Source organism: Legionella bononiensis (genome assembly GCF_016786215.1).
Taxonomy (GTDB): domain Bacteria; phylum Pseudomonadota; class Gammaproteobacteria; order Legionellales; family Legionellaceae; genus Legionella; species Legionella bononiensis.
In genome coordinates this window covers 89732-102647 of the sequence record NZ_JADOBG010000003.1, presented here as the reverse complement: position 1 = coordinate 102647, position 12916 = coordinate 89732, and the positions used below count along the sequence as shown (strand labels likewise).

Genomic DNA, 12916 nt, shown 5'->3' with positions numbered 1-12916 from the left:
AGAATAAAGGATATTTATGAGCCATGTTTTAATTGTTGAAGACGATCCGGTATTAAGAGAAGCTCTAGCTGAAACTATGACTATTTCCGGTCATACTTATATTACAGCCAAAGACGGCAAAGAAGCATTAACTTTGCTTGAGTTACATAATCCTGCAGTGGTATTAACTGATATCAGAATGGATAAACTGGATGGCAATCAATTATTAACGGAAATCCAAAAAAAACGTCCTGGATTACCTGTTATATTAATGACTGCTTTCGGATCTGTAGAGGATGCGGTTACTGCCATACGTCATGGTGCCGTTGATTATTTACAAAAACCGTTCAGTGCTCAGGTATTAACTGAAAAAATCAACCAATTCATTAAAATTGAAGTGGATGATAGTGGTGAACCTATAGCCCAGGATCCCAAAAGTCAGGCTTTACTCACTATGGCATTAAAGGTCGCGCAATCAGATGTTGGTGTCATGATTAGTGGGGAAAGTGGAACTGGAAAAGAAGTATTGGCTCACTTTATTCATGATCATTCTCCACGTAAAAAAAATCCGTTCATTGCAATTAACTGTGCAGCAATTCCAGAACAGATGCTTGAAGCAACTTTATTTGGTTATGAGAAAGGTTCATTCACCGGGGCTTATAAATCGACTCCTGGAAAATTTGAGCAAGCTCAGGGCGGCACCTTGCTTCTCGATGAAGTGAGTGAAATGTCTTTAAGTTTACAAGCTAAATTACTGAGAGTATTGCAGGAAAAAGAAGTAGAGCGAATCGGCTCGAATAAAATGATCAGCCTGGATGTTCGTATTCTCGCAACTACAAACAGACAATTGAAAGATGAGGTGCAGGCCGGTCGATTTCGTGAAGATTTGTTTTATCGATTAAATATATTTCCTTTGCAATGGCATCCTTTGAGAGAAAGGAAAAATGATATTATTCCATTGGCTAATTATTTAATCAGAAAACATTGTCAACACAAACAGCCTGTTGTTCCGGTAATTAGTCCGACGGCACAAAAACTGATGTTGTCTTATCCTTGGCCAGGTAATGCAAGAGAGCTGGATAATGTGATACAACGAGCTCTGGTGTTGCAAACTCAAGGGATAATTGAAGGGGAACATTTACAGTTATCACTAACCTCAACGATGACGCCTGAAACAACTGCAGCTGCAAGCAGTAAAAATTTACAAATACATGAATTTGAATTGATTGAGAAAACTTTATTGGAGCATGAAGGAAACAGACAACAGGTAGCAGCATTATTAGGCGTAAGTGAACGAACTTTAAGATATAAGCTGGCTAAAATGCGTGAAGAAGGATATGTCGTTTAACCTTAAGCAAATTCGATACAGTATGCTTTGATGGTTGAGTTGATTTCAATGGATAGGATAAGGGGCAGGGAAGTGAGTGAAATAAATACAGTAAATTTAATGAATCAAATACGAACAATGGCTGCTCAGGCAGAAGGGACAGTAAATGAGACGGATGTAAAACAAACGCCCTTTAATCTTGTTTTTCAAAAGGCCTTGAGTCAAGTCAATGATATGAATCAAACGGCAGATGCCTTGAAAACACGTTTCGAGCTCGGTGATCCCAATGTAAGTCTTGGTGAGGTAATGATCGCCAGTCAAAAATCCAATTTGGGTTTTGAAGCAACTTTACGGGTTAGAAATAAAGTGGTTCAGGCTTATCAGGACATAATGAATATGCCTGTGTAATACGGGTATTTGAATGGATCAGGACGTACGAAACACCCCAAGATAGAGGCAAACGGAATTTTTAACGAAGAGATTGGGTGTTATTCGTAAGTCCTGTGGAATCCTTGGGCTAATTCCTTGGGTACAGGACAAAACTACAGGAGTTTATAATGGCACTGGCTGATAATGCTTCTACTGCGGCGGCAAAATTTGCAAGCTTATCTATCCCTCGCCAAATTGGTTTGCTGGTAGGCTTGGCCGCAAGCGTCGCAATAGGTCTGGCCGTTGTTTTATGGTCACGCGATCCCAGTTATATTCCTCTCTACAGTCAATTGAACCCTCGAGATACATCGGACGTGCTGGCTGTTCTGGAGCGGAGTGGAATTGAGTATAAAATTGATCAAAATCATGGTACGTTGTTAGTACCTGCTGATGAATTACAAAGTGCGCGATTGAAACTGGCTGCAGAAGGATTGCCTCGTGATTCCAGCGGTACAGAAGGAATGTTTGCAGGAAATGGAACATTTAACAGCAGTCAATTTATGGAAAATGCCCGCTACAAACAGGCTCTTGAAACAGAGTTAGCACGTACCATCAGTAAATTTAATGACATTAAATCAGCACGGGTTCATTTGGCCATTCCAAGAGAGTCAGCATTTGTCAGAGACAGTCAGCAACCTAGTGCCTCAGTATTTATCGACGTGTATTCAGGCCTGGAGCTTAAAAAACACACGATTGCGGCTATAGTCAATCTGGTCGCTTCAAGCATCCCAAGTCTGAGTGCAAGCAGAGTCACTGTAGTGGATCAGGATGGCCAGTTACTGAATGAGGGGGCAGGGCAGACATTATTTTCAGATACAGAGCGTTTTCTTGATTATCGCCAAACTTTGGAACAACAATATTCACAAAAAATTCAGGAAATTTTAACCCCGATTCTGGGCTACGGCAGAGTACGAGCGAAAGTTTCAGCGGATATTGATTTTACCAGTTATGAACAGACACAGGAATTGTTTAATCCTGAACTGTCATCGCTTCGAAGTGAGCAGACCATGCAGGAACAACGAAGTGCAACCAATGACGCCAGTGGTGTTGCTGGTTCTCTTTCAAATACACCACAACCGAATGCTGCGATTGGTCAGAAAAATATTCCACCTAAAAATGCGGCTAATGGAGCAGCGCCCCAACAAACAACAACAGATCAAAGTAAAGCGAATGATATTCGCACCCAAAGTACAAAAAACTTTGAATTGGACAAGACAGTCAGTCATACAAAAAATCAACCAGGTACCATCAAACGATTATCTGTTGCTGTATTAGTTGATAATCGTGCCGTGATGAATGATAAAACTAAAAAAATGGAGAAAAAGCCTTTAACTCCACAGGAAATCGAGCAAATAAAACTGCTTGTATCCGATGCTATAGGTTTGAATGTTAAACGTGGCGATAGCTTGAATGTTATTAACAGTAATTTTGTGAAACCGGACCCCATTGAACGGTTACCCGATGAACATTTTTGGCAGAAGGACAGTTTTTGGTCAATCATAAAACAAATTTCAGGTGCATTATTTCTACTTGCCCTGATTTTTGGTGTGTTACGTCCCATGCTTAAAACTTTGGCCAATAATAAGGATGTAGAGCAGACTAATTCGAAAGTAGCTGGAGAATTAGGCTTGGATGGCCAAATGTCTTTAAGCGATGCAAGTGATTATGAATCTCAATTAAGTTTATTACGTCAGGTAGTAGATAAAGAGCCCAAGCGGGTAGCACAGGTTGTTAAATCATGGGTTGACAGAGGATAACGATGGACGGAATAGAGCGCGCAGCAATTTTGTTACTCAGCATGGGTGAGAAAAATGCTTCAGAAGTATTAAAACATCTTGAACCCAGACAGGTTCAAAAAGTTGGCATGGCCATGTCTACATTAAGTTCAGTTAGCAAGGCTAAAATGCAGACCGTTTTAATTGATTTTATCAGTGCCATCGAGGATCAAACCAGTTTGACTGTAGATACAGAGCATTATCTACGAACTGTACTCATTGAAGCATTGGGCGAAGAAAAGGCCACTCCTTTTATAGACAGGATTTTAGTCTCTGATAAAGACAGCGGTTTGAATCGATTAAAGTGGCTCGATGGACGATTAATTGCAGATGTCATCCGTAATGAACATCCACAGATTATAGCCACTATATTAATTCATCTTGACAGTGAACAATCAGCAGAAGTAGTCAGCTATTTCAGTGCAGAAAAGCGTGCTGAGGTTTTGTTACGTATGTGCAATATTGATACGGTAAAACCAGAAGCCATTTCTGAATTAGGAAAAGTTATTGAAAAACAATTGAGTGGCCAAACAGTAGGAAAATCAGCATCCGTAGGGGGGATTAAAACGGTTGCTGACGTAATTAACTTTCTGGATGGTGCCATGGAAGAAGAGGTTCTTGACAAGATTAAGGATTGGGATGAAGAGCTGAGTGATAAGATTCGCGATAAAATGTTTGTTTTTGAAAATATAGTCGATATGGACGATCGAAGCGTACAGACCTTATTGCGGGATATTACTTCCGAACAATTGAAGTTGGCATTGAAAGGTACTACTGAAACAACGAGAGATAAAATCTTTTCAAATATGTCTAAACGTGCTGCTGATTTGTTGCGTGATGATATTGAAGTACAAGGCCCAGTTAAGGTAAGTGACGTTGAGCGTGCGCAAAGAGATATTCTTGCTGTTGCCAGAAATCTTGCTGAAGACGGAAAGATCTCACTTGGTTCGAAGGGTGGCGACGAAATGATTTAATCGTGCCAGAAACGGTTGTATTGCGTCTATTCAGCACGTTATATACATGTATTCATGCCATGGTAGTTGGTGTGTTATTTGGTGAGTTCAGTCGTTCTCGCCAGATGGATGTCATTACTCAATAACAAAAGGAATTACGCCACTTACCGAGCAGTTACAGATAGAGTAATTAACGGTGTATTCCTATTTAACTTAATTTAAGGTATTTCATCCTATGTCTAATGAATTTGAACCTTTTCACCTGGAACGCAAAAACACCGAGTTTAATGCCTGGGATTATCAGGGGACTAAAGGTGATGAAACGCCAGAAATTAATCTGGAAGAACAGTTGGTTGATGAAATAGCGCTTTTAAAGCAAGAAGCAATTGAACAAGGTTTTGCTGAAGGAATGCGACAGGCGCAGGTCGCGATTGATGAAAAAAAGGCGGAACTGGTCCAATGGATGGATTTATTTAAAAATCCCGTCCAGCTTCTTGATGAACAGTTAACTCAGGAGTTGATTCAAACGGTTATTTGGTTAAGCCAACATTGTATTGGGGTTGAACTTACTGTGCATCCCGATAAATTTAAATCACTGTTCAATGAAATTAAGAATGAATTACCCTCATTGAGTGGATCCAATATTCTGGGTCTGAACCCCTCGGATGTTGAGTGGGTTAAAACTGAAATCGGAGATAAAGAAGTTCCGGGAATTACTAATGCTTTATTTGCCGATCCTGCTTTGAATAGAGGTGATTTTTATTTAAAGGGAGAGCATAGTGAATTGGACGGCAGACTACATACCCGATTGATGACTTTATTTGCTCAATATATTAATAAAGACAACCTTAACGATTCTATTGAGCACCAGGACTAAATAATGACTCTTTATAAGTCAAAATTACATCAGATCATTTCAGATATCACACAGAAAAAAAACTCTGGTTTATTGCATTGTGGCAGGATAAGTCGTGCTATAGGATTGACTCTTGAGGCTAAAGGATTTAATCAACCTGTTGGTGCACGTTGTCTTGTTACTATAGATGATTCACGTTCAGTTGAAGCTGAGGTAGTAGGGTTCAGTAATGAGAGTGTGTATTTAATGTCTATTGGAGCGATACAAGGTCTTGCTCCAGGAATGATTATCAGTCCAACTGGGCGAACTGCTCAGGTAGGAGTTGGCCCTCAATTATTAGGACGTATATTAAATGGTTCAGGGGCATTGATTGATGAAGGACCTTCGCTGGAGTTGGTCCATTCCTATCCGCTTATTGGTCCGATTATTAATCCGTTAAAAAGAGCCCCAGTGGACACTCCGCTGGATGTTGGAGTTCGTTCTATCAATGGCTTATTAACTATAGGCCGGGGGCAACGAATCGGGTTATTTGCAGGAAGCGGGGTAGGAAAATCCGTTTTGTTAGGGATGATGACCCGTTATACGAATGCCGATGTGGTCGTTGTCGGTTTAATAGGCGAGCGCGGTAGAGAAGTAAAGGAGTTTATAGAGTTTAATCTGGGAGAAGAAGGCCTTAAAAGGGCTGTTGTCGTTGCAGCACCCGCAGATGAAAGTCCTTTAATGCGATTGCATGGCGCAAAGGTCGCCACCAGCATTGCCGAATATTTTCGTGATCAGGGAAAGCATGTGCTGCTGCTCATGGATTCACTGACTCGATTTGCTCAGGCACAAAGAGAAATCGCTTTATCAATTGGAGAAGCACCAGCAACTAAAGGGTATCCTCCATCCGTATTTGCCAAACTACCCAAATTAGTTGAGCGAGCAGGAAATGGCATGCCAGGAAAAGGTTCAATAACGGCATTTTATACAGTATTAACTGAGGGAGACGATTTGCAAGATCCGATCGCTGATGCCGCACGAGCCATCCTGGATGGTCATATTGTTTTAAGCAGAACGCTTGCTGAAGAAGGACAGTATCCCGCTATCGATACGGAAGCGTCAATCAGTCGAGTGATGCAGTCTATAGTTACTAAAGAGCATATGAAAGACGCACTATCATTTAAAAAACTGGTTTCCGTCTATGAAAAAAATAAAGATTTGATATTGCTTGGAGCCTATGCAAAGGGAAGTGATCCTTTGCTGGATAAAGCCATATTGGTTATAGACCGATTTAAAGAGTATATAGCCCAGGGCATCAATGAGCAGGTAAATTATAAAGAAAGTGTCTTAAATCTTTCACAATTGATTTCAACCTCTATTGGAGGTAATTAATGAGTCAGCGATTGGAACGTTTAATTCAGTTACTTCAGTTAAAAAGAGAAATAACAAATCAATCTTTAATGGAATTAATAAAATCCAAAGAACAATTTAATCAAAATAAATCACGTCATGATCAGCTTGTAATGTATCGACAGGATTATTTGCATGAATTGGAGCAAATAGGCAATGAGGGCAGCACAGTAGGGCGTTTAAGAAATCGTATTGATTTTATTAGTCATTTAGATACAGCTCTAATACAATTGAATTCTCATTTGGCTCATCTTGCTAAAGCAAGAAGTAAGCTGGAGTTGAACTACAAACATGCAAAAGCGGCTGAAGAAGGTGTAGCCAAACTTATTGAACGGGTTAAAAAAACGGAACAAATCAAATTAGAGCGTCAAGATCAAAAAGAAAGTGATGAGTATGCTCAAAAGCAATGGTATAGTAAAAAACCTTATGATCAATCGAATCCTTTCGGTGAATAATATAATAAAGAAAATCTGGATAGCACTGGCTATCCTAATTATATTAGCGGCTGTTTTTTCAAGCATATTCCGCTCTTTAACCCCATGGGCGAAACAATATAAAGGTGAAGTAGAACACCATTTAACTCTTCTTTTAGGTCAACCAGTTACTATTCAAACGATGGAAACAGGATGGTATTGGTTTCAACCGGTACTCAAGCTAAAGCATCTGAGTATTCAGGATGGTAAAGAAAAAGCATTACATTTGGAGCAGCTGCTGGTAGGGATTAACTTATTCAAATCACTTTGGTACTGGCGTATTCAGCCGGGAGTTCTTTATATAGATGATATCCATCTTATGTTCCGTGAGAAAGACGGTCATTGGAAAATTGATGGTATTTCTCCCGCTTCAATTAAAGATAATGAATTTACTCCAGAACGGACACAGCAAATTCTAGGTTGGCTTTCCCAACAAGAACGGTTAATAATCAAACACGTTTCAGCCCATTTTTATTTTAGCGATGGTGGAATTATTCCGGTTAGCGGCCTTAATGTCTCCATTGTTAATCGAAGTGGTCGGTACAAGATTAGAGGTGAAGCACGGCTTGAGCAAACAGACAGTACTGATTTTCAACTCTTGGGTGATTTGCGGTTTGATCCCAATCATATTGATCATACTCAAGGGCAAATCTATTTCGCTGCAAAACATATAGTCCCCGCTCAATGGCAAACTGTTTTTCCAAAAACCACTGAGCAATTGGAAGGGGGGAAAGGTGACATAGCTGTGTGGCTGGATCTGGATAAAGGAACTGTTACTTCAGCTCAGGCTCAGGTGAAATTTAAACGATTAGCCTGGCGTTTAACCAATAGGAAAACGAGTGAGTTAATCCAATCTTTCTATGCAAATCTAGCATGGAAACCTAAAGTTACAGGATGGGAGCTTCAGGCCAATCATATTAAATTGCGTGCTGCCGGAATCAGTTGGCCAGAGAATCAATTGTTGATTAACTACAACAAATCGGAACATCGTTATCAGATCTTTGTCAAATCAATAATTATTGAATCGTTGTTAACAGACGCAATAAACTGGCCTTCTTCGCTACTTCCTTTATTACAGGCAAAGCCACATGGTGTATTGACTGATACTCAGGTCTTCATAAAGGATAAAGAAGTAAATTATATCCTTACCCGATTTGATCATCTGGGTTGGAACCCAATAAATTCTATTCCAGCGGTGGAAAACCTCTCAGGTGCAATAAACTGGCAGCCAGAGGAAGGTCGACTTGAGCTGGATTCAGAGAATACTACTGTTAAAATAAAAAACTATCCCGAACAGCAATTGGATCTTTTTAATGGAGCATTTGAGTGGAAGGAATTAAGCAATGGTTTAAGGGTAAGTATTGAACGATTCATTTTAAGCAAACCTGATTTGACGATTAGCGCACAGGGTGTGCTTGATCAGGTAACCCAGCAATCTGTTGGACATGTCCGTCTTGATGTTGATTTTTCTGGCAAAAATTTGCAACAATGGGCTGCGTACCTACCAAAAGAATATTTGAAACCTAAATTGTATCTATGGTTAACCACTGACATCAAAAAAATAGCCAATGCAACTGGAACAATACGATTGAATGGTATGGCTAGTGATTTCCCATTTGATAATAATAATGGGGAATTTACTATAGTAAGTCATGCCAGCGGAGGGGAATTATTCATTACTTCCAAATGGCAGCTAATTAAAGATCTGGAAGGTTATATTCGGTTAAAAAATCGCAATCTTGAAATTGATCTGGTGCATGGTGATTTTCAAGGTGTTCCAGTGAATCAAATGAATTTTCGTATTGATGATATTGGCAAGGATAAAGAAACGCTGTTAATTCATGGAATTATCCATGGACAGGCACAAAAAATGATGAATTTTGTGATGTCATCCCCATTAAAACAAAAACTTGCTGCATTAAAAAGGCTGGCAGTTGATGGTTTGATCTTATTAAATTTACGTGTGGAACTGCCTTTATATCCTGAAAATGATGATAACCTCGTTAGAGGAGATCTGTCTTTTGAAAATAACACAGTTTCAGTGAAACATCAGGTAGGATCAGTTAAAGTTGAGGATGTACGCGGTGACTTATCTTTTGATGAAGACGGTGTGACCCATAGTGCTTTGGTAGCCAATGCATTTGGCTTTCCTTTAAATATCAAAATTCAATCCGTTAAAAAACCAGAACCCGAAACGTCCGTACTCGTTGAGGGTGAGTGTACAGTGGATTCATTAAAAAAACAGTTTAATATTCCCTTATTATCGGTTCTTAAAGGGATGTTTTCAGTCAATGCGACAATTAAAATGACTGATGATCCTAATGATATGGACAGTATTATACTAAAATCCAACTTGCAGGGATTAGCTATTAATCTTCCCTCCCCAATGGGAAAACCGTTTAATACTCAGGTGCCATTGGAAGTTAAACTGGATTTTAATCCTCAAAAAGCAATACGATTACGATCAAATTATAACGGTCGCTTAAGTTCAGATGTATTGTTACAGGAACATAACGGAGCATTTGAATTTAAGTCTGGGCAAATCAGATTAGGGAGTTCAGAAGCCATCTATCAAGATAAACCGGGTTTGTCCGTAGTCGGTACTTTAGCCGGTTTTGATTTATATGAATGGAAAAAAGTATATGATACTTTTGCTACCGAGCAGACAGGAACTTCTTTATTAGACCAACTACGAATAATTAATGTCAAATTGGGCAAGTTAAGTTTTCTCAATCAACATTTTGATAATATGACTGTGAAAGCTAAAGTCCTTCCTGGAAGAGATTGGTCATTTAATCTGAATCAGAACAACATATCAGGTGATTTGACTTATCGTTCTGCATCACATTCACTGAGTGGATTTATTAAGTACTTACATTTGGCTTCATTTGAAAAAACGGGAAATTATTCTGAGGGCTCAGATAAATCGAGTCCTGATCACATTCCTAACCTCAATTTACGTATCGATAATTTCTCGATAGGGACAAAGCGGATCGGTAATATGACCTTGAAGAGTCAATCCTCTCCAGAACGGTGGTTTATTGATTACTGTAGAATTGATTCATCATTTTATCAGGTTAATATTAATGGCGAATGGACACAGAAAGGAAAGGTCAATCAATCGAAATTGCAGGTTAAATTGCATTTAAAAGATTTGGCTAAAAGCCTGGAGCTCTGGCAGATTACACCCGCGGTTGATGCCAGCAAAGGCGATATGGAATTTAATGGAGGCTGGAATGGTACTTTGTATGATTTTTCTTTAGCTTCATTAAATGGAACCATGTACCTGCAGCTTAAAAATGGCCGAATAACTCATTTGAGCCCTGAAACCGAGGAAAAACTCGGTTTAGGAAAGCTATTAAGTATTTTGAGTCTACAAACCATTCCAAGACGTTTGAAACTCGACTTTAGTGATCTCTCTCATCAAGGCTACAGTTTTGATGTATTTAAGGGTAATTTTACCGTTAAAAAGGGCATTATGAATACACAGGACAGTTATATTGATGGACCTGTTGCATACGCCAGTATGAAAGGGGATCTTGATTTGGTTCGTCGATTGTATGATTTGAATTTGAGTATTTCGCCCCACATCACTGCCAGTTTGCCAATAGTTGCTACCATAGCGGGTGGTCCTATTGCTGGTCTTGCTGCCTGGGTAGCAAATAAGATTATTAATCAAAGTATGCAGAAAATTACTGGATATAGTTATAAGGTTTCGGGTCCATGGAATCAACCTATAGTTCAGCAGTTGAGCATTGAAAAGAAAATTATCAAGAAATGATTTAATTATGCTGGCATCACTATTTTTAGTCTATTGGAAGCTTATCAGGTTTCAGGAAACTCCTGACAATACCCCCTATTCGCATTTTTTATTGGGTATCAGTATTCTATTCTTAACTTTGGTAATGACCCTTCAATGGAGATTTTCAGAATTTGAGTTCTCTGATGATTTGTTACTTACCACTTTGATTGCAGTAAGTTTGGTTTTTTCTTTTGTATTGTATACTTATGCCATTCTTTATTTTAGAGGTCTTGGTTCGCGATGGGTGCAGACAGTGACTTGTTTATGCACCTCGCATGCCATTATTCATCTATTGGCCAGTCCCTTATTTTTAGTTGATCCCTACCTGGAACATACCAGTTTAAAAAATCCACTCGTTTTATTTATTGCTGTGATATATTTATTCGTAACTCTGGGTTTGTCTGTATGGCAATTTGTAATAACTGCCTATATCTATAAATCTGCAATGGACAGTACCAATGTTCAATCTGTTTTGGCTGCTTTTGGTTTAATTGCAGTTAATGTATTAACGGTTTCTTTTTGGCGATGAAATTATGACACATTTACATGTATTAGGTTTAAGTGGAACGTTCATGAGTGCTTTAGCTTTGCTTGCGAGGGATGCTGGATTTAAAGTTACCGGAAGTGATGCTAACTGTTATCCGCCTGTAAGTGATTTGCTTGCAGCCAAAGGTATCACCTGGACAGAAGGATATGAAGACAGCACACAGGCTTTGCAAGCAGATTTGGTGGTCGTTGGCAATGCCATCAAACGTGGAATGCCCGTTTTGGAGGCCGTTATTGAAGCTGGCAAAAATTATACTTCGGGTCCACAATGGCTTGCAGAGAATATTTTACCTCGATATCAGGTTATAGCCGTAGCGGGTACTCATGGAAAAACAACAACTACGTCTATGATTGCCTGGATACTCGATCAGGCAGGATTAAATCCTGGTTTTTTGATTGGTGGCGTCGCAACAGATTTTAATACCAGTGCCTGTCTGGGCAAAGGATCATGGTTTGTTATCGAAGCGGATGAATATGACTCTGCTTTTTTTGATAAACGCCCCAAATTTATGCATTACCGACCAAGAGTCGCAGTTTTAAATAATCTTGAATTTGATCATGCGGATATTTATCCCGATTTAGCGGCCATTCAACAGCAATTCCATTTTTTATTAAGAACAATCCCAGCCAGTGGTGTTGCTATAAAGCCAGGTGATGACAAAGCGTTGAATGAGGTTTTAGCTCGTGGTAAGTATTCTCGAGTAGAAGAGTTATCCCTGACGGGTGAGGCAGACTGGGCTGCTGAACTGCTGGATGAGAGTGGCTCAGCATTTAAAGTACGTCATTCAGGTAAGGTAGTAGCGGAGATCCATTGGAATTTGATTGGACGGTTTAATGTGGAGAATGCTTTGGCTGCTATTGCTGCCAGTGCCAATGCCGGCGTGAGCCCTGAGGTTGCCGCAAGGGCCCTGGAGCGTTTTACACCGGTTAAAAGACGTTTGGAGGTAAAATCGAATCGTCATGGCATCACGGTATATGATGATTTTGCACATCATCCTACGGCCATTACCAAAACGATTGATGCATTAACCCGTAGCAAAAGGCATCAGCGCATTTTTGCGGTCATGGAATTTGCTTCTTATACTATGCGTACTGGTGTTCATGCTGGCGAAATGGCGCATGCTTTGGCACCTGTCGATGGCGCATATGTACTGGAGCCACAGGATTTTAATTTGAATGAAACAGTGTCTGCATGGACTTGTCCTTATAAGATTTGTAAAAACAACGATGAGATTGTGAAGGAAATTACTGGAATAGTAAGGGAAGGAGACGCTGTTTTAGTAATGAGTAACAGAGGATTCAACGGTATTCATCAACAATTGGTACACTCGATAGATCAGCGTTATTTATAATCTCTATCTCTTTCGTCATCCTAAACATGTTCGTC

At 39.6% G+C, this 12916-nt stretch carries 11 protein-coding genes; all 11 read left to right on the top strand.

Annotated elements, in window-relative coordinates; translation table 11 throughout:
- Positions 1 to 16 precede the first annotated feature (16 nt).
- The 11 genes from IZU94_RS03375 to mpl all read left to right on the top strand — a co-directional run bounded on the left by IZU94_RS03375 (position 17) and on the right by mpl (position 12881).
- A complete protein-coding gene (locus IZU94_RS03375) occupies positions 17 to 1327 on the top strand; it encodes a sigma-54-dependent transcriptional regulator (protein ID WP_203108007.1) in 1311 nt (436 codons plus the stop codon).
- A 72-nt stretch (positions 1328 to 1399) separates the two neighbouring features.
- Entirely contained in the window at positions 1400 to 1714 is a 315-nt protein-coding gene (gene fliE / locus IZU94_RS03370; RefSeq protein WP_369410896.1) for a flagellar hook-basal body complex protein FliE, read from the top strand.
- Between the two features lie 149 nt (positions 1715 to 1863).
- A complete protein-coding gene (gene fliF, locus IZU94_RS03365) occupies positions 1864 to 3492 on the top strand; it encodes a flagellar basal-body MS-ring/collar protein FliF (protein WP_203108003.1) in 1629 nt (542 codons plus the stop codon).
- A 2-nt stretch (positions 3493 to 3494) separates the two neighbouring features.
- Positions 3495 to 4484, top strand: a complete 990-nt coding sequence (gene fliG, locus IZU94_RS03360) for a flagellar motor switch protein FliG (RefSeq protein WP_058473543.1) — start codon at positions 3495 to 3497, stop codon at positions 4482 to 4484.
- Between the two features lie 2 nt (positions 4485 to 4486).
- Entirely contained in the window at positions 4487 to 4609 is a 123-nt protein-coding gene (locus IZU94_RS18285; RefSeq protein ID WP_255541666.1) for a hypothetical protein, read from the top strand.
- A gap of 89 nt (positions 4610 to 4698) precedes the next feature.
- Positions 4699 to 5340 carry a flagellar assembly protein FliH gene (locus IZU94_RS03355; protein WP_203108001.1) on the top strand — a complete coding sequence of 214 codons (642 nt, stop codon included), beginning with the start codon at positions 4699 to 4701 and terminating at the stop codon, positions 5338 to 5340.
- A gap of 3 nt (positions 5341 to 5343) precedes the next feature.
- Positions 5344 to 6690, top strand: coding sequence for a flagellar protein export ATPase FliI (fliI, locus tag IZU94_RS03350; protein WP_203107999.1), 1347 nt, complete (start codon positions 5344 to 5346; stop codon positions 6688 to 6690).
- Positions 6690 to 7163, top strand: coding sequence for a flagellar export protein FliJ (gene fliJ, locus IZU94_RS03345; protein ID WP_203107997.1), 474 nt, complete (start codon positions 6690 to 6692; stop codon positions 7161 to 7163). The genes fliI and fliJ overlap by 1 nt, the downstream gene beginning before the upstream one ends.
- Positions 7135 to 10962, top strand: a complete 3828-nt coding sequence (locus IZU94_RS03340; protein ID WP_203107995.1) for a YhdP family protein — start codon at positions 7135 to 7137, stop codon at positions 10960 to 10962. Before fliJ ends, IZU94_RS03340 begins: the two co-directional genes overlap by 29 nt.
- A gap of 7 nt (positions 10963 to 10969) precedes the next feature.
- Complete coding sequence (locus tag IZU94_RS03335; protein WP_203107993.1) at positions 10970 to 11512, top strand: hypothetical protein; 543 nt, start codon at positions 10970 to 10972, stop codon at positions 11510 to 11512.
- Between the two features lies 1 nt (position 11513).
- Positions 11514 to 12881 carry a UDP-N-acetylmuramate:L-alanyl-gamma-D-glutamyl-meso-diaminopimelate ligase gene (mpl, locus tag IZU94_RS03330; RefSeq protein WP_203108109.1) on the top strand — a complete coding sequence of 456 codons (1368 nt, stop codon included), beginning with the start codon at positions 11514 to 11516 and terminating at the stop codon, positions 12879 to 12881.
- Positions 12882 to 12916 lie beyond the last annotated feature (35 nt).

What these genes read in the sequence shown, in the direction of transcription:
- IZU94_RS03375 (WP_203108007.1), top strand. Translation starts at nt 17, where the DNA reads ATGAGCCATGTTTTAATTGTTGAAGACGATCCGGTATTAAGAGAAGCT.
- fliF (WP_203108003.1), top strand. Translation starts at nt 1,864, where the DNA reads ATGGCACTGGCTGATAATGCTTCTACTGCGGCGGCAAAATTTGCAAGC.
- fliG (WP_058473543.1), top strand. Translation starts at nt 3,495, where the DNA reads ATGGACGGAATAGAGCGCGCAGCAATTTTGTTACTCAGCATGGGTGAG.
- IZU94_RS03355 (WP_203108001.1), top strand. Translation starts at nt 4,699, where the DNA reads ATGTCTAATGAATTTGAACCTTTTCACCTGGAACGCAAAAACACCGAG.
- fliI (WP_203107999.1), top strand. Translation starts at nt 5,344, where the DNA reads ATGACTCTTTATAAGTCAAAATTACATCAGATCATTTCAGATATCACA.
- fliJ (WP_203107997.1), top strand. Translation starts at nt 6,690, where the DNA reads ATGAGTCAGCGATTGGAACGTTTAATTCAGTTACTTCAGTTAAAAAGA.
- IZU94_RS03340 (WP_203107995.1), top strand. Translation starts at nt 7,135, where the DNA reads ATGATCAATCGAATCCTTTCGGTGAATAATATAATAAAGAAAATCTGG.
- IZU94_RS03335 (WP_203107993.1), top strand. Translation starts at nt 10,970, where the DNA reads ATGCTGGCATCACTATTTTTAGTCTATTGGAAGCTTATCAGGTTTCAG.